General features: G+C 67.3%; 17 protein-coding genes. 11 read left to right on the top strand and 6 right to left on the bottom strand.

The features are described 5' to 3' along the window. Positions 1-3: 3 nt before the first annotated feature. From ACS5Q7_RS21970 to ACS5Q7_RS21980, 3 genes are all read right to left on the bottom strand, one after another. Positions 4-2,325: a 3-hydroxyacyl-CoA dehydrogenase/enoyl-CoA hydratase family protein gene (locus ACS5Q7_RS21970; RefSeq protein ID WP_478341393.1), complete on the bottom strand. Its 2,322-nt coding sequence runs from the start codon at positions 2,323-2,325 to the stop codon at positions 4-6. Further along, positions 2,325-3,461: a thiolase family protein gene (locus ACS5Q7_RS21975; RefSeq protein ID WP_478341394.1), complete on the bottom strand. Its 1,137-nt coding sequence runs from the start codon at positions 3,459-3,461 to the stop codon at positions 2,325-2,327. Before ACS5Q7_RS21975 ends, ACS5Q7_RS21970 begins: the two co-directional genes overlap by 1 nt. Before the next feature lie 202 nt (positions 3,462-3,663). Then, positions 3,664-4,068 carry a MerR family transcriptional regulator gene (locus tag ACS5Q7_RS21980; protein ID WP_243952162.1) on the bottom strand — a complete coding sequence of 135 codons (405 nt, stop codon included), beginning with the start codon at positions 4,066-4,068 and terminating at the stop codon, positions 3,664-3,666. 541 nt (positions 4,069-4,609) lie between these two features. Between ACS5Q7_RS21980 and ACS5Q7_RS21985 the strand changes: the two genes are divergently transcribed. Next, the gene (locus tag ACS5Q7_RS21985) at positions 4,610-5,920 is read left to right on the top strand and encodes an OmpP1/FadL family transporter (RefSeq protein ID WP_478341414.1); all 1,311 of its coding nucleotides are present in this window, start codon (positions 4,610-4,612) and stop codon (positions 5,918-5,920) included. Positions 5,921-6,125: 205 nt separating this feature from the next. Here ACS5Q7_RS21985 and ACS5Q7_RS21990 read toward each other — a convergent pair whose 3' ends face one another. Continuing rightward, positions 6,126-6,482, bottom strand: coding sequence for a hypothetical protein (locus ACS5Q7_RS21990; protein WP_478341395.1), 357 nt, complete (start codon positions 6,480-6,482; stop codon positions 6,126-6,128). A gap of 357 nt (positions 6,483-6,839) precedes the next feature. On the opposite strand from ACS5Q7_RS21990, the gene ACS5Q7_RS21995 reads away from it, so the two are divergent. From ACS5Q7_RS21995 to ACS5Q7_RS22030, 8 genes are all read left to right on the top strand, one after another. Beyond that, positions 6,840-9,125, top strand: a complete 2,286-nt coding sequence (locus ACS5Q7_RS21995) for a nucleotide-binding protein (protein ID WP_478341396.1) — start codon at positions 6,840-6,842, stop codon at positions 9,123-9,125. Between the two features lie 70 nt (positions 9,126-9,195). Beyond that, on the top strand, positions 9,196-11,475 hold the full coding sequence (locus ACS5Q7_RS22000; protein ID WP_478341397.1) for a glycosyltransferase: 2,280 nt from the start codon (positions 9,196-9,198) through the stop codon (positions 11,473-11,475). A 114-nt stretch (positions 11,476-11,589) separates the two neighbouring features. After that, a complete protein-coding gene (locus ACS5Q7_RS22005; protein ID WP_478341398.1) occupies positions 11,590-12,009 on the top strand; it encodes a hypothetical protein in 420 nt (139 codons plus the stop codon). Positions 12,010-12,099: 90 nt separating this feature from the next. Further along, on the top strand, positions 12,100-12,513 hold the full coding sequence (locus tag ACS5Q7_RS22010) for a hypothetical protein (RefSeq protein ID WP_478341399.1): 414 nt from the start codon (positions 12,100-12,102) through the stop codon (positions 12,511-12,513). A gap of 169 nt (positions 12,514-12,682) precedes the next feature. Beyond that, positions 12,683-13,672: a glycosyltransferase family 2 protein gene (locus ACS5Q7_RS22015; protein ID WP_478341400.1), complete on the top strand. Its 990-nt coding sequence runs from the start codon at positions 12,683-12,685 to the stop codon at positions 13,670-13,672. Between the two features lie 144 nt (positions 13,673-13,816). After that, positions 13,817-15,598 carry a type I secretion system permease/ATPase gene (locus ACS5Q7_RS22020; protein WP_478341401.1) on the top strand — a complete coding sequence of 594 codons (1,782 nt, stop codon included), beginning with the start codon at positions 13,817-13,819 and terminating at the stop codon, positions 15,596-15,598. After that, positions 15,598-16,971, top strand: a complete 1,374-nt coding sequence (locus tag ACS5Q7_RS22025) for an HlyD family type I secretion periplasmic adaptor subunit (protein WP_478341402.1) — start codon at positions 15,598-15,600, stop codon at positions 16,969-16,971. The genes ACS5Q7_RS22020 and ACS5Q7_RS22025 overlap by 1 nt, the downstream gene beginning before the upstream one ends. Before the next feature lie 244 nt (positions 16,972-17,215). Continuing rightward, positions 17,216-18,544: a polysaccharide biosynthesis/export family protein gene (locus tag ACS5Q7_RS22030; RefSeq protein WP_478341403.1), complete on the top strand. Its 1,329-nt coding sequence runs from the start codon at positions 17,216-17,218 to the stop codon at positions 18,542-18,544. Positions 18,545-18,666: 122 nt separating this feature from the next. On the opposite strand, the gene ACS5Q7_RS22035 is transcribed toward ACS5Q7_RS22030, so the two are convergent. Further along, the gene (locus ACS5Q7_RS22035) at positions 18,667-19,431 is read right to left on the bottom strand and encodes a DUF6551 family protein (RefSeq protein WP_478341404.1); all 765 of its coding nucleotides are present in this window, start codon (positions 19,429-19,431) and stop codon (positions 18,667-18,669) included. A 501-nt stretch (positions 19,432-19,932) separates the two neighbouring features. Beyond that, positions 19,933-21,804, bottom strand: coding sequence for an acyltransferase family protein (locus ACS5Q7_RS22040; RefSeq protein WP_478341405.1), 1,872 nt, complete (start codon positions 21,802-21,804; stop codon positions 19,933-19,935). A gap of 367 nt (positions 21,805-22,171) precedes the next feature. Between ACS5Q7_RS22040 and ACS5Q7_RS22045 the strand changes: the two genes are divergently transcribed. After that, complete coding sequence (locus tag ACS5Q7_RS22045) at positions 22,172-23,308, top strand: glycosyltransferase (protein WP_478341406.1); 1,137 nt, start codon at positions 22,172-22,174, stop codon at positions 23,306-23,308. Positions 23,309-23,692: 384 nt separating this feature from the next. Next, the gene (locus ACS5Q7_RS22050) at positions 23,693-24,187 is read left to right on the top strand and encodes a hypothetical protein (protein ID WP_478341407.1); all 495 of its coding nucleotides are present in this window, start codon (positions 23,693-23,695) and stop codon (positions 24,185-24,187) included. Positions 24,188-24,456 lie beyond the last annotated feature (269 nt).

Below are 24,456 nucleotides of genomic sequence, written 5' to 3' on the forward strand. Positions count from 1 at the left end.
TCGTCAGTTCCTCACCGGGCGGCCGGTCTCGATCACGCTCTCGAACCGGTCGAGGGTCGCCTCCGTCCGCACGAGGCGCATGAAGCTGTCGCGTTCGAGGTCGAGGATCGCCTCCTCGTCCAGGGTATCGAGGGTGTCCGCCTCGCCGCCCGAGAGCACCGTCGCGAGTTCCCCGGCGACCACGAGGTCGTGCTGGGTGGCGATGCCCCGTCGCGCAAAACCCTCGGCCGCCATGCGCATGGCGAGCCCGCCGGCCGGGCCGGGGAGGGTGAGCGTCACGGGCTGGGGCGGTTCATAGCCCTCAACCAGGGACAGGGCCTTAGCCTTGGCGTCGGCGAGCAGCCGGTCGCGGTTCATGGTGATGCCGTCGCTCTCGCGCAGGAACAGCAGATCGCGGGCCTCCTCCGCCGACTTGGCGACGGTGGCGGTCGAGATCGTCTCGAACACCTTGGTGGCGGCGGGCATCGGCCCCCGCGGCATCTTCGGCGCGGCCTGCCAGCGGGCCAGCATTTCCTTGCAGCCGCCCCAGGCCGGCACGAGGCCGACGCCGGCTTCCACGAGGCCGATATAGGTCTCGGCATGGGCCTGCACCGCGTCCGAGTGGAGCAGGATCTCGCAGCCGCCGCCGAGCGCCATCCCGGCGGGGGCGCTGACTACGGGGAAGGGGGCATACTTCAGCTGCCCGTAGGTCTGCTGGCCGACAGAGACCAGCTTCTCGATCTCGCCCCAGGCGGCGATGTTGGCGGCGAACAGGGCGAGCCCGAGATTCGCGCCGACCGAGAAGTTCGAGCCCTCGTTATAGACCACGAGCGCCTTGTACTGCGACTTCACGAGCTTGATGGTCTTGCCGAGCAGGACCATGATCTGTTCATCCAGCGCGTTCGCCTGCGAGGTGAACTCGAAGCACACCACGCCGTCGCCGATGTCCCACAGGGCGGCCGAGCCGTTCTTGAGCAGCGGCTTGGCGGAGAGCTTGATGTCTTCCAGCCGCAGCACGCCCTCGGGGCGCACGATTTTTTTGTAGTCGCCCTCGGCCGTGAGGGCCTGCCGCTCGCCGTTCTCGACGCGGTAGAACGTCTTGCCATCGAGCCCAGCCAGGATCGGCGGGACGGCGTGACCGTCCTTCGCCAGCCGCTCGGCCACGTAGGCGCCGCCGATCTTGTCGATCAGCTCGAACGGACCCCACTTCCAGTTGTAGCCGAGGCGCATGGCCTCATCGATGGCGGCGATCTCGTCGCTCGCCTCGCCCACGAGGCCGGCGGCGTAGGCCAGCGTCGGGCCGATGACCCTCCAGGCGTAGGCGCCGACGCGGCCCGGCAGGTCGAGCACCGCGCGGGGTCCCTTGGCCTCCTTCAACTCGGGCAGGTCCGCCTTGGCGGAGGGCCGATAGGCGCCGGTCTTGAGGTCGATGGCCTCCTTGGACTTCTGCCCGTTCGTGCGGTTCAGGCGGTAGAACCCGCCCTTGCCCTTGCGGCCGGTATAGCCCTCCGCGATCAGCTTCGTGACCAGCGGCATCTCGCGGTAGGTGGCGTGGAACGCGTCCGCCGCCGGCAGGGCCGCCCGCAGGCTCTTGGTGGTGTGGGGGATCAGGTCGAGGCCGACGAGATCCACGAGGCCGAACACGCCGGTCTTCGGGATGCCGAAGGGGCGGCCCATGATGGCGTCCGCCTCCTCCACCGGCACACCGAGGTCGTCGGCCGCCGCGATGGCGTTCTGGATCCAGAAGATGCCGAGCCGGTTGGCAATGAAGCCCGGCCGGTCCTTGCAGGCGACGACGCTCTTGCCGAGCTTGCGGTCGGCGAAATCCATTACCGCCGCGGCGAGCGCCGGATCGGTCTTCGGGCCGGTCACGACTTCGAGCAGCCGCATGTAGCGCGGCGGGTTGAAGAAGTGGGTGATCAGGAAGTCCTTCGCGAAGGCGTCCGGCATCCCCTCGATCAGCGCGGCGAGCGGAATGGTCGAGGTGTTGGACGACACCGCCGTTCCCGGCCGGCGCACCGCGTCGATGCGGCGGTAGAGGGCCTGCTTCGCGTCGAGGCGCTCGATCACCACTTCGACGATCCAGTCGACGTCCGCCAAGCGGTCGAGATGGTCCTCGATGTTGCACGCCTCCACCAGCTTGGCGGCGCGGGGCGACATGAAGGCGGCGGGCTCCGTCTTCAGCATTTTGGCGATGGCGCCCTTGGCCAGCGCGTTCCGGTCGGCGGCGCCCTCCGGGACGATGTCCATCAGGAGCACCGGTACGCCGGCATTGGCGACATGGGCGGCGATGCCGGAGCCCATGACTCCGGCGCCGATGACGGCGACTTTGCGGATCCCGGTCATCACACGCGCTCCAGAAGGGTGGCGATGCCCTGGCCGCCGCCGATGCATTGGGTGGCCAGCGCGAAGCGGCCGCCCTCGCGGGCGAGCAGCGAGGCCGCCTTGCCGACGATGCGTGCACCCGTAGCGCCCAGCGGATGGCCGAGCGCGATAGCGCCGCCATCGATGTTCACGATCTTCTCGTCGAGGCCGAGGTCGCGGATGCAGGCGATCGACTGGGAGGCGAAGGCCTCGTTCAATTCGACCACGCTCAGCGCGTCGGCGGTGATGCCGGCCCGCGCCAGGGCCTTCCGCGAGGCGGCGACGGGGCCGATGCCCATGATCTCCGGCTCGCAGCCCGAGATGGCGACGGCGGCGACCCGCGCCAGGGGCTTCAGCCCGTGGCGGCTGGCGAAGGCCTCGCTGCACACCAGCACCGCCGAGGCGCCGTCGGTGAGGGGCGACGAGGTGCCGGCCGTGACCGAGCCGTCCTGCTGGAAGGCGGGCTTCAGGCCGGCGAGCCCTTCCGCGCTGGCATCCGCCCGGATGCAGCCGTCGGTCTCGACGGTGCCGCCCTTGGTGGCGATGGGCACGATCTCGGCGGCGAGCCGGCCCTCGGCTTGCGCGGCGGCGGCCTTGCGATGGCTCGCCACGGCGAAGGCTTCCTGATCGGCGCGGGAAATCTCCCAGCGGCGGGCGACGTTCTCGGCGGTGTCGCCCATGCCGATGTAGGCGCCGGGGCGCTTCCCGTGCAGGGCCGGGTTCGGCATCGGGTTGAAGCCCATCATCGGCACGCGGCTCATGCTCTCGACGCCCGCGCAGACGAAGGCCTCGCCGGCCCCCAGCGCGATCTGCCCAGCCGCCATGTGGACCGACTGCATGGACGAGCCGCAGAAGCGGTTCACGGTGACGCCGCCGACACTGAGGTCGAGGTCGGCCATCAGCCCGATCAGCCGGGCGACGTTGAAGCCCTGCTCGCCCTCGGGAAAGGCGCAGCCGACGATCAGGTCCTCGATCTCCTTCGAGGGGATCGCCGCCTCGGCCACGAGCCGGCGCACCACCTGCGCGGCGAGGTCGTCGGGCCGAACCCTCGCGAGGGCGCCCTTCTTGGCCGGGGTGAAGGGCGAGCGTGCATAGCCCGCGATAACCACGTTGGTCATGCTGTCCTCTCGGAACGGTCGCGATGGTGGGGGAAGGCGGGGAGGGGAGCGCGCGACGGTGCGGCTCGCTGAGCCGTCATTGCGAACGCAGTGAAGCAATCCAGGGCAGCGGGACGCTTCGGGATGCGGCGCATCCCTGGGTTGCTTCGCTTCGCTCGCAATGACGGAGTGCTGTGGAGCGAGGGCTGGGAGGCTTCGGGCCTCAGCGCGCCCGGCGCGCCGAGCCCCGCTGTTGGGCCGCCAGCGCGGTCTGGGCCTGCTGCTCGATGGCGCGCAATTCGCCGAGGGTTTCGACCAGGGCCTTCTCCTGCTCGATCAGGCTGTCGATGCGGTTCTGCACCCGCTTCAGCAGAGCGCGAAGCTGCTCCTGCCGCGTCGGGTCCGCATCGTAGAGATCGAGATATTCCTTGATCTCGCGCAGGGTGAAGCCAAGCCGCTTCCCCCGCAGGATGAGGATCAGCCGCGCCCGGTCGCGATGCGTGTAGACCCGCGTATTCCCGACACGCTGCGGATTGAGGAGCCCCTTGTCCTCGTAGAAACGGACTGTTCTCGCCGTCACGCTGAGGTCGTTGGCGAGCTGTGTCACGGTATAGAGCGGATCGGACACAGGTGGCCTTCTCTTGCTTGCGGCCACCGTAGGCACGGAGCGCGCGAAGCGTCAATTGCGGCCACGAGCCCGTCTTCCGGCTCCCTCCACCCGTGACGCGCCCGGGGGCGCAAGCAACACTCATCGGTCCCCCTCCCTGCGCCGCGCGACCCTCTCGGGGGTCGTTCGCTTCGGCCGGTCGTGCCTTACGTATACGTCAACATATATCCCAATGCGTTATGGGTGCGCAAGAGCGGCCGAGCGCACGATAGTGCCGGCTTGCGCCGTGAAGCCGGGTGCTCCGCCTGACGTTAAAATGTCACAGGCGGGCAGATCCGATGCCGGATGGCGGCGGCGGCCAGCAAGCGTGACCATTCATGCTTGCAATTTTATTCCGCTTTCGGCAGCGTCTTGACCTATAGGGAAGGCTAGCGCGTCTTCCCGCTGTGCTTGAGCCGAGGGTCTTCGACTGATCTCGGTAACTCAAGATTAACCATCGCAAGAACAAGCCCGAAAAGGGCGGAACCGAACACGTTCCTTGGGGAGGACTGGGATGAGGATGATGCTTGGCGCCCGTATCGGGTCGGCGGCGCTGATGGCGACGCTTCTCGGCGGGACGGCGGCCTTCGCCGGCGCGTTCGGGCTTCGCGAGCAGAGCACCCAGGCGGAAGGCATGGCCTTCGCGGGCGCGGCGGCGGGCTCCGGCGGCGTCTCCTCGATGTTCTGGAACCCGGCCGTCATCACGATGCGGCCCGGCTTCGTCACCGAGCAGAACCTCACCTATCTCGGCCCCTCGGCCACCATCACCCCCACCACCGGCACCAACCCGGCCTTCGCCGCGCTCGGCGGTTCCGGCGACATCGGCCAGGGCGCCGTCCTGCCGGCGGGCGCCAGCTCCTACCAGATCAACGACCGCCTCTGGCTCGGCATCGCGACGGACGCGCCGTTCGGTCTCACCACCAAGCCGAATCAGGTCTCGGCGGGCGAGGTCTACGGGCGGTCGTCGCGCATCTTCTCGCTGGCGATCAACCCGGTCATCGGCTTCAAGGTCAACGAGTGGCTGTCCGTCGCCGCCGGTCCCAACATCGAGTATTTCCGGCTGACCCTGCGTCAGGCCCTGCCGCTTCCGGGCGTGCCGCCGCAACTCTACCCGAGCTCGTTCCTGAAGGGCGACTCCTGGGGCGTGGGCTTCACCGCCGGCGCCACCATCACCCCGTGGGAAGGCACCGTGTTCGGTGTCGGCTACCGCTCCTCGGTCCACCACGACATCGACGGCTCCATCGGCGTGCCGATCCTGGCGCTGGCCCCCCTGGCGGGCCAAGTGCGCTCCAGCCTCAACACCCCGGACAAGCTCAGCGTGGGCCTGACCCAGGCGGTGAGCCCGGTGGCCCGCGTGTCCCTCGGCTTCGAGTGGGACAACTGGTCGAGGCTCGGCACGGTCGGCATCGTGTCGAAGACGCTGGGCGTGACGGTCAACAACCTGCCGCTCAACTACAAGGACGGGTACTATTACTCGATCGGCGGCGAGTACGACGTGAACGAGGCGCTCACCGTGCGGGCCGGCTTCGGCTACGAGACCTCGCCCATCGACTTCAGCAACCGCTCGGTGCGCCTGCCCGACGGCGACCGCTACAGCCTGAACGTCGGCGCGAGCTACCGCTGGAGCAACCAGCTGACGCTGAACGCCGCCTATTCCCATCTCTTCGTCAACCAGTCGCGGATCCTGGCGGGCCTCGGGCGCGACTACAACATCGGCAACATCGCCTTCGCGGGCGTGGTCGATTCGAGCGTCGACATCGTCTCGGTCGGCTTCCGCTACGCCTTCGGCGTGCCGCCGGCCCCCGCGCCGGCACCGCTGGTGCGCAAGTACTGATCGACTTCGCGGTGAAAACGCGAAAGCAGATCGGAAGATATCGCGATATCTTCTCAATAGTGTCGGATTGAGCCATAACTGTCCGATTTCGATCGGCGAATGCTTGAAACGCGACGGGGCGGTCCTGCGAGGGGCCGCCCCGTTCGCGTTTCGGCGCATCCCCCGGCTCGGCGGTGGCGGCCTCCGGTCTCTGAGGGCCGGCGATCTAACGTTTGCGCTCGCTCGCCGGCGGATGAGCGGGATCGCTCCGGTCCCGCACCAATTGCCAGGATCCCGTCGATCCCGCCCGCGTGACCGAGAGGGTGTCCTGTCCCAGGATGCCGATGTAGCGGTCGGGGCCGATGTCGAACACGACCATGGTGCCCGTGGTCGTCACGATCCGGAAGGGTTGCCAGTCGAACGGCTTGCTCGGATCGCGGTTGGCCATGATGGCGCCTTGATCGATCGTCAGGGTCATCTCCGGCCCCGTCCAGCGACCTTCCAGCACCTGAGCCCATGTGGCTGCCATGGCGGCGGGCGCATGGAGCGCCAGACCGAAGGCGGCCCCACGCAAGGCCGGCATCGCGGGATTTCGGCGCCTCGGTCGCGTCACACCCCGCCGCTCCTTGCCACCGGATCGTCCCGGTCGAGGAGCCAAACGCTAGAACCGCACCGGCGATCCTTTAGATGGCGCGGCGCCTTTCGCCCGCTTTTCGCTTCGCTGGCTATGCCATCCGGGTCGGCATTTAAGGCTTGGAGCATGGCTTGGCACATGGCTTGGCACATGGATTGTATAAGTTCGGCCACACCAATGCATCTTCACTCTATGCACAAGTCGGGTGGCATTAGTATTGCAAGGTTTTTGAATTCCATATATTTGCAGCAACGTGCGAGCGTGATGGTGTTAAGAGACGCGTCCTCGCGGCGATAGGACCGATCGATGCTTCATGTCAAAGACAGTACATTGACGTACGTCCACGGTCGGGATGAGGGTACGGAGCCGTTCGCGTGGCTTCCCGCCGTGTTGGCGTTCCTCAGCCGGTCGCGGAAGCCCGTCGTGCTGTCGACGGCGGCCGTCGTCGCGTTGGGTTGCCTGTACCTCATCGTGGCGACGCCGAAATACGACGCCAGCAGCGACATCCTCATCGACCTTCGTCAAGCTGAGCTGTTCCGGCAGCAGCAGACCTCGACGGATGCCCAGGTCCTGAACGCCATCGTCGAGAGCCAGGTCGAAATCCTTCGCTCGCGCGCGACCGCCATGGCGGCGATCCAGCATCTGGGTCCGAAGGTCATCGCGACCGACCTCAACGAGAGCAGCCTGGTCTCGCGGATCAAGGGCGCGGTCCTCGGCCTGTTCTCCGGGGGAGGCGCGCCCTGGAGCCAGGCCCAGATCAACCTCGATCTGGCCGAGCGCCTGATGCGCCTCACCAACGTGAAGCGGATCGGCATCACCAACATCATCGAGGTGACGGTGCGGACGGCCGATCCCGAGCGGTCCGCCCGCCTCGCGAACGCGATCACCGACAGCTACATCTCCGAGCAGCTGGCGTCGAAGTACGAGACCACGCGGCGCGGCGGAGAATGGCTCCAGACCCGCCTCAAGGAATTGCGCGATCAAGCCACCGCCGCCGACCGGGCCGTGCAGGAATACAAGGCTCGGATGAAGATCGTCGACACCGACAAGGGCCTCATGACCGAGCGCCAGGTCGGCGATCTTAACTCCAGCCTCAGCGCCGCGCAGTCGAAGACCGCCGAAGCGAAGGCCCGCTACGACCGGATCCGTCAGATCCTCGCCAGCGACGTGAAGGACGGCGCCGTCGCCGACCTCGCGCAGAATCAGGTCATCGTCCGCCTGCGCGGGCAATATTTCGACACGGCCAAGCGCGAGGCGGAGATCTCCTCCAAGTACGGCCAGAACCACGTGGCGGCCGTGAATGCCCGCAACGAGATGGCCGAACTCGAGCGCTCGCTGCGCGGCGAGCTGCAGCGCACCGCCGAGAGCTACCGCAGCGACTACGAGGTGGCGCGCTCCGGCGAGGAGACCCTGCGCAAGCAGCTCGATGCCCTTGTCCAGGACGCGGCCGTCCAGAACCAGTCGCGCGTCGAACTCCGCTCGCTGGAAAGCTCCTCCGAAACCTATCGCGCGCTCTACGGAAACTTCCTCCAGAAATACACGCAGGCCGTTCAGGACCAGTCGTTCCCGATCTCCGAGGCACGGGTGGTCGTGCCGGCCGAGCCGCCCCTCGGCAAGTCGTGGCCCAAGACCTTCGTCGTCCTGATCGCCGCCATCGGATTGGGCATCTTCGCCGGCACCGCCTTCTCGTTCCTGAGGGAACTGATCCTGCGGACCGTCAAGACGCCCAATGACGTGGAGCAGATCACCGGCCTGCCCTGCATCGCGACCGTTCCGCGGATCCGGTCCTATACCCGTCGCTCCGGCGTGATGCCGTGGTTCCGCAGGCTCATCGGGTCGCAGAACGAGGGCGACGCCCGGGCCTTCATGCTCGATACGATCACGCACCCGCTCTCGGCGACCTCCGAGTCGATGCGCGAGATCAAGCTCGTGACGGAGCAGAACCAGGCCGATGGCCAGGGCTGCAAGGTGATCGGCATCGTCTCGACCGTCTCGGGCGAGGGCAAGAGCACCGTCGCCTCCAACCTCGCGCACCAATTCGCCCAGAGCAGCAAGCGCGTGCTCATGCTCGATTGGGACCTGCGCCATCCCTTCCTGTCGCGCACGCTCCTGCCCGACGCCAGGGAGGGCCTGCTGGAGGCCATCGCCGCCCGCCAGCCGCTCGGGCTGTTCTCCCTGCGCACGCGCGGCCTGCCGCTCTTCATCCTGCCCACCATCGTCGGGGATCCGATCGAGCACACCGCCGAGGTGCTGCGCGACCCGCGCAACATCGAACTGCTCAACACCCTCAAGACGCAGTACGACGTCATCATCATCGACTTCCCGCCGATGGCCGACTTCCTCGACGTGCGCGCCACGAGCGATCTCGTCGATGCCTATCTCATGGTGGTCGGCTACGACCGGGTCCAGAAGAGCCTGCTCGCCGAAGTCGTCTCGCAGGGCAAGCTCGACACCTCGCGGGTGATCGGCGCGGTCCTCAACGGCGTCGATCCGCGCCAGCACGAGCGCAAGCAGACGCGGCTCGGCCGCTACCTGCCGTGGATGTCGAAGCGGCCGCAGCGCTACGCCCCGCCGCCGCAGAAGGCCGCTTGAGGCACGGCCCCGGCGCGGCCTCAACCGCGCCGGACAGGCCGCGACCCGACCGTCCCATCCCCGGAGCAGCATGAGCATCCCCGAGACCCCGCGCCCGCTCGTCTCCGTCGTCATGGCGAATTACCGGGGGGCCGCGTATCTCCGTCACGCCATCGACAGCGTGCTCGGACAGTCGGTTCGGGACCTCGAACTCATCGTCGTGGACGATCTGTCCGGCGACGACAGCGTCCGCATCGTCGAGGAATGCGCGGGCCGAGACGGGCGCGTCCGCCTCATCGCCCTGGAGCGCAACCTCGGTCCGGCCGGGGCGCGCAACCGCGGCCTCGACGCGGCGAGGGGTGAGTGGATCGCCATCGTCGACAGCGACGACATGATCCACCCGGATCGCCTGCGCATCCTGATCGACGCGGCCGAGGCGGACGGCGCCGACATCGCCGCCGACGACCTGCTGATCTTCGATGAGGCCTCGACCGCGATCCGCACCATGCTGGAGCGGGACGTTCCGGCCTTCTGGGTGAGCGTCCCCGACTTCATCCGCTCCAACGCCATCTACGGCTCGGCGCCGGTGCTCGGCTATTGCAAGCCGCTGATCCGGGCGAAGGCCCTGGCCGGCATCCGCTACGACGAAAGCCTGCGGATCGGCGAGGATTCCGACCTGCTGCTGCGCCTGATGATCGCCGGCCGTCGGTTCCGCTTTTATCCCGAGCTTCTGTACTTCTACCGCAAGCACGGCCTGTCGATCTCGCACCGCTTCGGCGAGGCCGAGTGCCTGAGCCTGATCGCCGCCGAGGAGGCGCTGATCCGTCGCCACGCGGCGCTCGGGCCGGAGATCGCGGCGGCGCACGCGTTCCGCCTCGCCTCGCTCAGGCGGGCGCTGGCCTTCGAGCATCTCATCCGCGCCCTGAAGACCCGCTCGCTGCCGGGCGCGCTGCGCGCCCTGCGCGAGGATCCTTCGGTCCTGCCGCTGCTGCGCATGCCCATCCTGGCTCTCGGCCGCCGGCTGCTCGCGACGCTGCGCCCGACGCGCCGGAGCGAGGACCGGCGGCGGAGGGTGCTGGTGCTCAGCCGCCAGCGCATCGCCGGGCCGACCAACGGCAGCTCGGCCTATCTCCTCAGCATCGCCGCGTACCTGCGCGGCAGGGGCTACCGGGTCGATTACCTCTCGCCCTCGCCGGCCACCTTCGGCCGCTGGCCGTTCCTGAAGATCGTCGAGGGGACCCGCGCGGGCTTCGAGGGCTTCGCCGTGCACGGGGGCGTGCGCGTCGGCTCCTATCTCGTGAACAGCGATCCGAAGGTCTGGCTGCGGGCGTTCCTCACGGTGGCGGAGGACGTGCTGAAGCGCGCGCGCCTGATCGGCCACCGCCGCATCGCGCCCGCGCCCTATTCGATCAGCGTCCCGCTCACCCGGCGCGACAAGCTCTTCCTCGCCCGCGCCGCGCGCGGCGCCGACGCGCTGCTCCTCGACTACGCCTTCCTGGCGCCCGCGCGGCCCTATGCCCTCAGCCCCGATGCCCGTGCCCTCATCGTGATGCACGACCTGTTCTCGAGCCGGCAGGCTCAGTTCCAGAAGGCGGGCGCGGCCGATTCGGTGGCCCTGCTCACCGAGGAGGAGGAGTTCGCGCTGCTCGCCCGCGCCGATGGCGTCCTCGCGATCCAGCAGGAGGAGGCGCAGATCGTGGCCGCGCGGCTGCCCGCCGTGCCGGTGATCGTCACGCCGATGGCGGTGCCCGTGAGGCCCGCCCCCGCGCCGGGGCAGGACGACACGATGGTCTTCGTCGGCAGCAACACCGCGCCGAACGTCATCGGCCTCAACTGGTTCCTTGCGGAGGTCTGGCCCCAGGTCGCCGACGCGCGGCCGAACGCGGTGCTGAAGATCGCCGGCTCCGTCGCCCGCGCGATCTCCGGCCTGCCGGCCGGGGTCCAGTGCCTCGGCGTCGTGCCGGACCTCGCGCCGATCTACGCGGCGGCCGGCGTCGTCGTGTCGCCGCTCACCGCCGGGTCCGGGCTGAAGATCAAGCTGGTCGAGGCCATGGGCGAGGGCAAGGCCGTGGTCGCGACCTCGGTCTCGGTGCAGGGCATCGCCGAGCGGGTGAGCGGGGCGGTCCTCGTCGAGGACGATCCGGGGGCCTTCGCCGGGGGGCTGATCGGGCTCCTCGGTGATCGCGGGAAGCGGGCGGAACTCGGCCGCGCCGCGATCGAGATCGCCCGCGCCGATTTCGCGGCCGAGGCGTGCTACGGGGCCTTGCCCGCGCATCTCTTCCCGGATCCTGCGCCCGCGACGGCGGCCACGGCCGGAACGCCAGTCCGCACCGCGCCGGATCTGCGCCGGAGCGCCTCGGTGAGGACTTGATCTTCACTGTATGGTGAAGATGTCATTCCTGTGCGTTCCGTAATCGATACTGATATCTCGCCGGAGAGATAGAGTATTTTTTTAAGCGATAGTTTTGCGTTTCCGGAGGACCCGATGCGTCCTGTACTGGCGGCCGTCGCCTTGATGGCAGCGGGTGTCGTGGTGACGCCCGCGAGGGCCGAAACCATCGCCCACACCTTCACCACGAAGCAGGGGACGCGGGTTGCGCTCGACGCGATCTACGCCCTGAAGGACGATTGCTCGCCCGGCCCGTTCCCCGAACTCAGGATCAATCTGATGCCGGCGAAGGGTCTCGTGCGGGCCGGCGCCGCGCGCCATCCGATTCCGACCGACCGCAACTGTCCCAACGTCGACTCGCGTTCGCTGGCGATCTCCTACTACCCCTATCCCAATTTCGTGGGAGAGGACGTCATCGAGGCCACGATCACGCTGTCGAACGGCAAGCAGAACACCTATCGCTGGACGATCAAGGTGACGCCCCAGGGTCAGGCCAGCCTCGTTACCGCGCCCTGAACGCCACGCTTGGCGAGGTCGGCCATGGTCTTTGTATTTCGCGGTTAACTCTGTATTGTACTCAGAGGTAATGCGCGAAGATTGGTGGCCATGAATATTTCTGTGTTTTTCCGGCGTGCACAGCTTTGCTTGGCCGTGGGCGTCGCATTTGCGTCCGTTCCCGCGCGCGCGCTGGAGCCCTTGACCGGCGAGAGGGCCGTGCAGGCGAAGAGCGGGGACGAGACGCAGATCGGTCTCTTCGCCAACCTCAATCCGAGCTGCAATGGTCTGCCGGCGCCGCAGGTGGCCATCGTCACGCCGCCCACCCGCGGCATGATCATCGTCAAGATGGGGCTGCTGCGCGTGCCGGACTCGTCCGCGAACTGCGCCGGTAAGCAGGTTCCGGCGATGGCCGTCGGCTACAAGGCCAATGCCGATGCCGAGGGCAGCGACACGGTGCGCATCGACCTGGGAATGGGCGCGAAGATCCAACCGCAAAGCTATCAAATCACGGTTGCGAAATAGTTCCAGGCGCGGCTCGCCCGGGCAAGATGGCTCCTGCGGCTCCCGATATTAATCGTCTTTTGCCCGAATCGGTACTTGCCGCGCCTTTACATTGGTTAACGATGCGTAAACAGCGTTGACATGCTCCAAGCATCTTTCTACCAAAACAATACACGGTAGGGGGATGCTTATGCTTCCAACGGATGATGGGGTCCTGGTCGCAGTACCGGTCCTGAACGAAGAGAAGCATCTCGACGCCTGCATTCGGGCGTTGCTTGCTCAGGAGTTCGGCCGCCCGGTCACGATCCTGATCCTCGACGGCGGCAGCACGGATCGCACGCGCGAGGTCGCGGCGGCGCTGGCGGCTGCCCATCCCACCGTGCATGTTCTAGCGAATCCCCGGCGCATCCAGTCGGCGGCCATCAACATCGCCGCCGCCTCCAGCTTCCCGGGCAAGATCCTGATCCGCGCCGACGCCCACGCCGACTACCAGGCCGACTACATCGCCCGCTGCGTCGAGGCCCTGGAGACCACGGGGGCCGACTCGGTCGTCGTGTCCATGCGCACCGTCGGGCTGGTGCCGTTCCAGCGCGCGGTGGCGGCGGCGCAGAACAGCCTCCTCGGCAATGGCGGCTCGGCCCACCGCCGGGCCACAACCTCGCGCTTCGTCGATCACGGCCATCATGCCGCCTTCCGGCGCGACTTCTTCCTGACCCTCGGGGGTTACGACGAGAGCTTCACCCACAACGAGGATGCCGAGTTCGACCGCCGGGCGGTCCTCGCTGGCGGCCGGATCTGGCTCTGCGCCGAGGCGACGATCACGTATTATCCGCGGGCGCGGATCAAGGACCTATCGCGGCAATACTACAATTACGGGCGCGGCCGGGCGCAGAACATGCTGCGCCACCGGACTCTGCCGAAGCTCCGGCAGGTCGCGCCGCTCATCGTGAGCCTGAGCGGCCTCCTGGGTCTCGCCGCCGCGCCGCTCTTCCCGCCGGCCGCCCTGGTGCCGCTGCTCCTGGTGCTGCTCTACGGCGGCTGGTCCCTGGTCGCGAGCGTCCAGCGGCGCGATCCGGCCATCCTCGCCATGGGGCTGGCGGCGGCGGCGATGCATGTCAGCTGGTCGGCCGGCTTCGTCGCGATGGCCACGCGGCTGGCGCTGCGCGGCGCAGCCACCTGAGGCACGCGATCTAACGAATGCCACGGCTCCGCTGATGCGCCGGGGCCGCACTCACGGTGAAGTTTTCGGGCGGGCGATACCTGCCGCAAAATGTTATCGATCTCGCCTTAATTCCGTATATTGGGCGGGTAGGTTCGCCAAGACTTGATCACCACGAGCGGCACCGTGAAGAAGCGCGTTCAAAACGAGATCTGGCTGGCGCTCGGTGAGTGCAAGCGGGCGTTCCTCACGGTCGCGTGGATGAGCGGCCTCGTGAACATCCTGTATCTCACGGGATCGTTCTTCATGCTCGAGGTCTACGACCGCGTCATCCCGAGCCGGTCGGTTCCGACTCTCCTTGCGCTGGCCGTCCTGGCCCTCACGCTCTACGCCTTCCAGGGCCTGCTCGAAGCCGTGCGCGCCCGGATCCTCACCCGGATCGGCATCGCCATCGACGAATCCCTGTCCGACCGCGTCTTCGACGTGATCTCGCGCAGCTCGCTGAGCGGTTCGGCCCCGGCGGACGGCCTTCTGCCGCTGCGCGATCTCGATCAGATCCGGGGTTTCCTGTCGGGCGCCGGACCGGGGGCGTTCTTCGACCTTCCGTGGATGCCGATCTACATCATCATCTGCGCCATGTTCCATCCGTATGTCGGGCTGGCGGCGGTCTTCGGCATCATCGTCCTGATCGCGATCACCGCCCTGACCGACTGGACGACGGGGCACCGCCTCAAGACCGTCGTTCAGTACACGGTGAGCCGCAACAGCCTCGCCGAGGCCGGGCGCCGCAACGCCGAGGTGCTGACGGCGATGGGCATGCGCCGCCGCTTCATCGCCCGCTGGGCCGGCAACAGCGACGAGTTCATGGAGTGCCACCGCAACATCGCGGATCTGAGCGGCGGCTTCACCTTCGCCGGAAAGGTGTTCCGGGGAGCGCTGCAATCGGGCGTTCTGGCCCTTGGCGCGTGGCTGGTCATCGAAAACCAGGCGACCGGCGGCGTCATCATCGCCAGCTCCATCCTCGTCGCGCGGGCGCTCTCTCCGGCGGAGATGGTGATCGCCAACTGGAAGGGCTTCATGCAGACCCGCCAGGCCTGGAAGCGCCTCTCCGAGCAATTGCAGCGCCTGCCGCCGGAGCCCACGCTCCTGTCCCTGCCGGCGCCCCAGGCGACCCTGACCTGCGAGGGCGTGAGCATCGCGCCGCCCGGCACCAACCGCTTCGTCGTCCGCGACGTGTCCTTCGAGCTGAAGGCGGGCCAGGGTGTCGGCATCATCGGCCCCTCGGCCTCGGGGAAGTCGAGCCTCGTGCGTGCCATCGTCGGCATCTGGCCGAGCCAGGCGGGCAAGGTCCGCATCGACGAGGCGGCCCTCGACCAGTGGACGAGCACCGAGCTCGGCCGGCACATCGGCTTCATGCCGCAGGAGGTCGAGCTGTTCGCCGGCACGATCGCCGAGAACATCTCGCGCTTCGATCCCGAGGCCACCGACGAGGATATCGTCCGCGCCGCCAAGGCGGCGGGTGTCCACGGGCTGATCCTGCGTCTGCCGGAGGGCTACGACACCCGCACCGGGGAGGGCGGCGCCGGCCTGTCCGCCGGCCAGCGCCAGCGGGTCGGCCTCGCCCGGGCGCTCTATGGCGACCCCTTCCTCGTCGTCCTCGACGAGCCGAACGCCAACCTCGACCACGAGGGCGAGAGCGCCCTCACGCAGGCGATCATGGGCGTGCGCATGCGCGGCGGCATCTGCGTCGTCGTCGCCCACCGTCCGAGCGCGCTCGCGGCCCTCGACCGGGTGATGCTGATGACCGACGGCCGCCTGCAGGCGTTCGGGCCGAAGGACGAAGTGCTCAAGCGCTTCATGGCCCCGGTGCCGAACGCGCCGCCGCCCGTCGCGCCCCAGGAAGTGACCCCCCCGACCGCGGCCCCCGCCCTGCAGGAGAGTGCGTGATGGTCTCCACCCCCGCCATTCAGGGCGACCGGTCCCTCGTCCCGGTCCGGCCGACGCCCGTCGTCAAGCTGCGGGAACGCCGGGCGCGACGCTCGATCGACCGCCACGTCGCCCTCGCGATCTTCGTGTCGGCGATCCTCGTGGGCGGCATCGGCGGCTGGGCGACCTTCACGCAGATCTCGGGCGCGGTGATCGCGCCGGGCCAACTCGTGGTCGAATCCGACGTGAAGAAGGTGCAGCACCCGACCGGCGGCGTCGTCGGCGAGCTGCTCGTGCACGACGGAAGCCGCGTGAAGGCCGGAGATGTCCTGATCCGCCTCGACCAGACCCAGACCCGCGCCAACCTCGACATGATCATCAAGGCGCTCGACGAACTCGATGCGCGGCGCGCCCGCGACGAGGCCGAGCGCAACGGCGACGCGCGCGTCGTCTTCCCGCCCGCCCTCACGGCGCGGGCCGCCACCGATCCGGTGGTCGCCACCCTGATCGACGGCGAGCAGAGGCTCTTCTCCGCCCGCCTGCACGGACGCGAGGGCCAGAAGGCGCAGATGCGCGAGCGCATCGCCCAGCTGCGCCAGGAGATCCAGGGCCTGAAGGATCAGGGCTCCGCCAAGGAAGGCGAGATCGCGCTGATCTCGACCGAGCTGAAGGGCGTGCGCGAACTCTACGCCAAGAACCTCGTGCCGCTGGCCCGTGTCACGGCGCTGGAACGCGACGCCGTGCGCCTCACCGGCGAGCGGGCGCAGCTGGCCGCCTCGATGGCGTCGGCCAAGGGCAAGATCAGCGAGACCGAGCTTCAGATCCTGCAGATCGACAGCGACATGCGCACCGAGGTCGGCAAGGACCTCGCCGAGGTGCGTGGAAAGTGGTCGGAGCAATCCGAGAAGCGGATCGCCGCCGAGGATCAGCTGAAGCGCGTCGACATGCGCGCCCCGCAGGACGGCACCGTCCACCAGCTCACCGTCCACACGATCGGCGGCCTCGTGACGCCGAACGAGCCGGCCATGCTCATCGTCCCCTCCGCCGACCAACTGGCGGTGGAGGTGAAGATCCAGCCGCACGACATCGACAACGTCCGCCTGGAACAGACGGCGCTGCTGCGGTTCTCGGCCTTCAACCAGCGCACGACGCCGCAGATCGAGGGTCATGTCACCCGCGTCTCGGCCGACGTCAGCAACGATCAGAAGACCGGCGCGCCCTTTTACACGGCGCGGATCTCGGTGCCGGAGGACCAGAAGGAACGGCTGAACGGGGCGCGCCTCGTGCCGGGCATGCCGGTGGAGGCCTATCTCCAGATCGGGGACCGGTCCGTCATCAGCTACCTGACGAAGCCGCTCGCCGAGCAGGTCTTCAAGGCATGGCGCGAACGGTAACGATGTGCCTCTAAAGCGCCTTCTGTAATCCACGGATTGCAGACGGTGCTTTAGTTCTTTGTATCCGCCGCGTTTTCCTGGGCCGTACCGGCATCCACTTCGGCGGAAAATGCTTTAGCATCGCCGCACCGCCCGACCGGGCGGTGTGGGATTGTCCCCGGCATCGCAGAGCCCAGCGGCGGCTTCGACGCCGAGGCGTGAAGGCTGCGTCCAGCCTTGCCGGCATGATCGGGAGTCGTGAAGCATGAACGTCACGGGTGCAGCACCGCGCCGGGACCGGACCACGATGCGCGTCCCGGCGAAGGGACGCTCCCTGTTCGGCCGGCTGCTCCGTCCACTGATCGTGGGCCTGCTCGCGACGTTTCCGGTCTCGTTGGACGCTCAGGCGGCCGAGTACCGGCTCCAGCCGGGCGACGTGCTCGAACTCTCCGTGGCCGGCATCGCGGAGATGCGCCAGCGTATGCCGATCGGCATCAACGGCGACGTGTCGGTTCCCCTCGTGGGCGATGTCGCGGCGGGCGGGCACACGATCGCCGAGGTGCGCGACAAGATCCGTGAGCTGATCCCCCGAACGGCCCTGACGCTGCGCCTCCAGGGGGGCGCCGAGCAGCAGACCGTGATCGCGGGAAACGAGGTCTCGGTCACCATCATCGAATACCGGCCGGTCTACGTGACCGGCGACGTCGCCAAGCCCGGCGAGTTGCACTACGCGCCCGGCCTCAGCGTCCGGCAGGCCATCTCCCTCGCGGGGGGCTACGATCTCCAGCGTTTCCGCATGGAGAGCCCGATCCTCGCCACCGCCGAGCTGCGCGGGGACTACGAGACGCTCAACGTCGAACTCGCCCAGGAGCAGGTGGCCTATGCGCGCCTCCGCGCGGAACTGGACGGCAAGACGACCATCGAATTGCCGGCGAGCGACAAGCTGCCGATCTCGCCCTCGGTGCAGCAGACCATCCTCAAGACCGAACAGGACCTCCTGACCACGCGTCGCGCCGACTACGACAAGGAGGAGGCGCACCTTCAGGATACGCTGAAGATCACGAAGGATCGCCTGATCTCCATCCAGGACCAGTACCAGAAGGAGAAGGAGGCGGCGCAGTTCGACTCCGAGGAGGTGGATCGGATCACCGACCTCAACAAGCGCGGCGTCGTCCCGATGTCCCGCCAGCTGGACACGCGCCGCCTCAGCCTCACGACGTCCACCCGCGCGCTCCAGACCGGCGTCGAGGTCGAGAAGGCCAAGCGCGACCGCGCCGAGGCGGCCCGCTCCATCGATCGCCTCCGGGACCAGCGCCGCTCGGATCTCCTGCGCGACCTTCAGGACATGGGCGTGAAGCTCGCCCAGACGAAAGCGAAGCTCTCCTCGGTGGGCGAGAAGCTCCTCTACACCGGCGTGGTGCGCTCGCAGCTCGTGCGCGGCGGCGGCGGAAAGCCGGAAATCACCGTCCATCGCCACGAGGCGGGCGCCCCGCCCCAGGTCGTGCAGGCGGACGAGGACACGATCCTTCAGCCCGGCGACACGGTCGAGGTGGCGCTGAAGTTCGAGTACGAGTTCAAGCCCTCGTCACAGTGAGGGACGCCAACCCGCCGCTCGTGCATCGATCCAGACGAAGGCGTCAGCCGTGTCTGGAAAAATTGATGCAAAAACAAGGATCTAGGGCAGGGACGCATGAACGGAGTGAGGGCGTCCCTGCACTAGGCGGCGTCGCGCCGTAGCTCGCGCGACAGGCGATCCACGATATCCTCGGCCAGGGACCGCGTCGGCCCCTTGCCGGTGGCGGCGGCGTTGTCCAGCGAGGCCTGCTGGATGGCGTCGAGATCGATGGCATCGACCGCGCGGATCAGGCGATCATCGCCGATGCCCTTGCCATCCACGAGGGCGATGGCCTCGCACAGGGCCTTGATCATCCGGGCCGAGAGCACGCCCGGAATGTTGTTGTGGGTCTGCGTCACGCATCGCAGGGCCAGAACCAGCGTCTCGCGCCCGTGGCGGCGCAGGCAGGCCCGGAGCGCGCCGACGGCCATGGTCTGTCCCGGCGCCTGCCGCTCCACGGCCAGGGGGTAGCGGAGGAGGCTGACCTCGGCGCTCTTGCAGATCTCCGTGATCTCGAGTGCCCAATCCTCACGCGCGGTCAGCGCGGCGGCATAGAGCGCCATCGGCGTGATCGGGGTCGTCATCCCGTTGATCGCCTTGAAGGCCGCCGCCTGCTCGCCCTGCGCCGCGATCACCACTTGGCACGGCACGGTGTCATAGCCGCACAGGGCAGCCGCCGTGGTCCGGTGCTGCCCGTCGATGATCGCAAATCGTCCGCCCTCCACCGGAGACACCACCACCGGCGCGAAGAAGGTCCAGCGGAAGGAGCGCGCGATCCGTGCGACGTTCGTCCGGCCGCGCCCGACGATGGGACGCTGGTAGGCGGGATCGACCAGCAGGTCGGCGATCTTGATCCATTGGAGCATCGGCGCCGGCCCTTCGGGCAGTCGCTTCGGCCGTTCGAATCCCTCGATCGAGATAGGACGCATATTTTCCTGCGGGTGTGACGTGGCCCCACGCATGCCAAACAGTTTCAGAAAAAATCGGAGTAGGTCAATATAAATTCTGGGATACTTGCCAGGCGTCTAGCGTTCGCGATGTCGGCGCTGCGGCAATATTAATCCCATTCTCCATCACGAAGAGTACCGAGCCGCGGCCGAAATCGCCCGCAGCCGCATCGAAACGAGCGAGCGCGATCTTTAGATCCGAGGCTCCGCGCAGTTCCCCTGAAGGCGGCAAAGTACGTACGCACCAGCCTGTCGGGTTCATCCCGGGGCTCGTTCTCGAGCAGGCTGCTTCGCTCACAGGGACCGCTTGCGAACGATCCTCTGCTCCGCAAGGGGTTTTCGGCAGATTGTTAGACAATGCCCGGCTCGGCCCGGCATTCCGGTCGCGAGATCGTTGATCTAATGAATGGCAGCGTCCGCTCAGCGGGCTGCGGCCTCGCCGGCGGCCTTCGCGAAGATCGGGAAGTAGCTTCGCACGGCGAGGCTGCTGCCGGTGGCGGAGAAATGCCCGTAATCGTTGAACAGCGTCTTGCCGTCGCGTAGGTAGTCGCAGCGGCCGCCCTCGCAGAAGGTCGGGGTCGGATCGATGAACGACGATCCCGCCTCCGCCTTGATGCGCGCGTTGAGATGCTGGTTGAAGCTCGTGAACCAGCTGGCATGGCCGGCCTCGTCCTGACCCGCGCCCCGATAGTGCAGCGTGTTCACGTCGAAGGCGAACATCGGCGATTGTCCGATGACATACACGGTCACGCCGGCGTCCTTCAGGCGCTTGACCGTCTCGCCGATACCGGAAAAGCCGCGCTGGCCAAGACCGTCCCAGCGCGCCGAGATGATCACGGTCTTGATATCGAAATCCCGGATGACCTTGAACACATTGTTGTTGAACGCCTCACAGCCGGGCCGCGCGTAAGACTTGTAACTCAAGACCGGCGGGCATCCGGCATAGGTGTACTGAACAATGTTCTGATCGAGCCGATCGGCGTTGTCCAAGAGGCCGACGATATAATGGGCGGCGAAGGAATCGCCCCACAGCAGGGCGTTGTTCGTGGCTTTGGTCGTGCGAATACAGTCGCGCCCGGCCCAATCGCTCGCCGCCTGGTTCTCCAGGAAGCAGCGCCGGTCCATCCAGGGGCTGGCGCTGGCCTGCATCGATGGCCGCGCCTCGAAGCCCGGCATCCGCTGCGGAAGGCCGCGCGTGACGAAGCCGAGGCCCGCGAGCATCGCAAGGCTGCCGAGGACGGCGCCGGCGCCGACGAAGGCGGGTTTGTCGAAGCCGCCCTGTCCCCGGCGGAACGGCGTCTCGATCCATTTCCACGAAGCCCAGGCCAGAACGAGGCTCGCGGCCACGAGGAGGAACGCCTCGGCGATGGAGGGATCGCGCAACAGCCATGTGCGCGTGAAGACGATCAACGGCCAATGGACCAGGTAGAGCGAGTAGGAGATCAACCCGATTCCGACGAACACCCGGTGTCCGAGCAGCCGCGTGACCGCGCTTTGACCGCTGCCGCCGAGGTAGATGGCGAGGGCGGCGCCGAGGACCGGGGCCACCGCCGTGAGGCCGGGGAACGACCACGTCTCGTCATAGAGGACCGTCGGGACGAGCATCAGCGCCAGCGCCGAGGCGCCCCCGAGATCGCGCACGAGCCGGTTGCCGACCCGTGGGAGCGGGGCGACGGCGACGAGGGCTCCGGCCAGCAATTCCCAGGCGCGGGTCGGCAGCAGGAAGAAGTTGGCCGTCGGCGCCACGCTGACCATCGCGATGCTGAGGCCCAGCGAGACGGCGGCCATGAGGGCGAGGAACGGCCACAGGATCCGCGGCGCGCGGAGCCGGAGGAATGCCAGGAGGAGCGGGATGAACAGGTAGAACTGTTCCTCGACCGCGAGAGACCACATGTGCAACAGCGGCCGGGTCTGGGCGGCGGCGTCGAAGTATCCGCTCGCCTTCCAGAAATAGATGTTGGCGGAAAAGCCGAGTGTCGCCAGCATGCTGGAACACAGGTCGGCCATGGCCGGCGGCAGGAGCAGGACGAGACCGACCGCGTAGACCACGGCGAGCATCGCGGCCATGGCGGGCAGCAGGCGTCGGATCCGGCGGGCATAGAAGCTCGTGATCGAGAAGCGCCCGTCGTCGATATCCGAGATGAGCTTCGACGTGATGACGAAGCCGGAGATGACGAAGAAGATATCAACGCCGACGAAGCCGCCGGACATGAACGTGAAGCCCGCATGGAACAGCACGACGGGCATGACCGCCACGGCGCGGATACCGTCGACATCTCTGCGGTAGGGCATGGACATGCGGATGGGGCCGATCTCTGCTGTCTCGCGATGCCGCATCCCACGAGGCGGCGCCGATAGCCGGGCAATCCGCCGACCCGCCGCAGGAGCCGGAGCCCCGATGGCGCGCGCGATGGAAGGATGAGTACTGAGTGGACGCGCTTGGACGACTTGGGCTGTTGTTTATCGCGGGCTGGCGCCCATGATTTAGATGCCCCTGTGGCGCCTGCGTCTCATACGTTGCTTGATTGTCAGTCTATCGCAGCCTTTCGTTGATTCAAAGCAGCATGCGGGATCGCCCCAGGCCGGGCCCCGGCATCCGTCATCCGGGACTGCGTTTCGCATCCCTTATTCGTTAGATCGGTGAGGCAGGGCCGGGTTCGTGCTGATTTCGTACTTTGTGCCTGACCTGAACGACCCGGCGGTGCGCCGCCGCGTCGCGATGCTTCGCATGGGCGGAGCGGAGGTCAGGCTGATCGGCTTTCATCGCAAGGCGTCGGTGGCGCCGATCGAGGGCGTCACGCCGGTCGATCTCGGCCAGACCACCGATGGCCGCATGGCGGCGCGGGCCGTCGCCACGATCAAGGCCGCCGCAGGGGCCAAGCGGCTGCGTCCCTTCATCGAGGGAGCGGACGCGATCATGGCGCGCAATCTCGAGATGCTGGCGGTGGCCGTCGCGGTGCGCGGCGCCTCGCCCATCCCCCTCGTCTACGAAAGCCTCGACATCCACCGGCTCATGCTCGGGCAGGGGGCCGCCAGCCGGATCCTGCGGGGCGTGGAGGGACGCTTGGCACGCCGCGCCTCGCTGCTGCTCACGAGCTCGCCGGCCTTCGTCGAGAATTATTTCGATCCGATCTCGTCGGTGCGCCTGCCGGTGAGGCTCGTGGAGAACAAGGTCTTCCTGGGGGGCGCGCAGGTCGCGGCTCCCCGGCAGGACCGCAACGAGCGCAGACCCTGGCGGATCGGATGGTTCGGTGCCATTCGCTGTCTAAAGAGTTTCGCCCTGCTCTCACGGCTGAGCCGCGATCACGCGGGTGCCATTGAGGTGATCGTCCGCGGTCGGCCGACTGCGGCCGTGTTTCCCGATTTCGAGGCGCTCGTCGCCGCCGAGCCGTTCATGCGGTTCGAGGGGGCTTATCGAAACCCGGAAGATCTGGCCGACATCTACGGTGGCGTCGATTTTGCGTGGGCCATCGACTACTTCGAGGAGGGGCAGAACTCGGAGTGGCTGCTTCCCAACCGCCTGTACGAAAGCGGGTGGGGCGGAGCTGTCCCCCTGGCGCTCGCGCGCACCGCGACCGGCCGATGGCTCGCGGCTCATGGGGTGGGTGTCACGCTGGCGGACCCGGTCGAGGCGTCGCTCGAAGCCTGGTTCCGCGACCTCGACCTGGCCACATTGCGTGCGCAAAGACACCGCCTCGCCGCACTGCATCCATCAACCTGGCTGTGCCTGCCCGAGGAATGTGCCGAACTGGTCGCTGAGATCGCCGGGATGAAGCGGCGCCACGCTCCGGCCTGAGGGCGACCGTGCCGCGTCCTGGCAGCTGGCTCTGGTCTCTCGCGGATACTGCGTAATCCGTCGCCAACTACTCAGTTGACGCGCGTAGATCCCACTTCCGCCGTTGTTGCGGCGCGAAAATTTGTGCGACTGTTGCAATAGCAGAACGGTCCGGCAAGTCCCGACGCGGGATGCCGCGCGATAAATTTTGTTCTTTTTCGAAGTTCGCGGGGATTATTCGCGAAGACTTAAATTTAGCTCGAATTTAACTCTTATCAAGTTGACATCGCGTTTGTGCATACTTAATGAACCGTTTAGGCAATGCGGGCGTTTCAATAAAGCGTTGTCGGAATTTGAGCCGTCACTACAGACGGCCGACTAGCGACGAGCATCAGGAGGGTTAAAATGGCGACTGTTGATGGTGTGACCACGGCTCCCGACGCGAACGGTGTAATCCAGGGCGCGCCTGGCCAGACCCAGGTCGACGGCACCCAGAAGATGGCCGGCGGCACGGGCAACGATAGGCTCGAGGGACACGGCGACTTCAACCAGTATTACGGTGGCGCTGGTAACGACACGTTCATCCTTTCCGCCAAGTTCGGCCAGACGACCGACACGGCGACGAAGGATTTCGGTTCGCTTGCCGCCTACATCACCGACTTCCACGGCGCCGGCGAAGGTTCCGTGATCGGCCACGAGAACGACTTCATTTCCTTCTCGGGCTTCGGCGCCAATTCGACCCTCGAGCTCCTCGGTGCCGGCAAGTCGGGCTCGGGCGGCGACGCCAAGCTCTACTACTACTCGATCTTGGACAGCAACACCGGACAGCACTACAACTTCGAGATCAACTCGCTGAACGGTAAGGCTCTGTCCACGCAGGACTACCACTTCGTCGGCTAATACTAAGCTGGTCGAGGTGAAAGGGGGTGGCTTTGCCGCCCCCTTTTTTGTGTGCGGCGCGAGAGCGCGTAGCCACGCGAGCGGGTCTCGTCCGCCGCTCGGCGAGTACAGTGACGCACTCACTCCGTTCTCACAGCTATGCACTGGAGCGGTTTCGGTTTGATCCGGATCACCTGCTTCACCGTCTTTGCGAGCGACAGCGAAGCAATCCAGGGCAGCGGGACCTGAACGGATGTGGCGGATCCCTGGATTGCTTCGCTTCGCTCGCA

It is taken from the genome of Methylobacterium sp. Gmos3, from assembly GCF_056430985.1.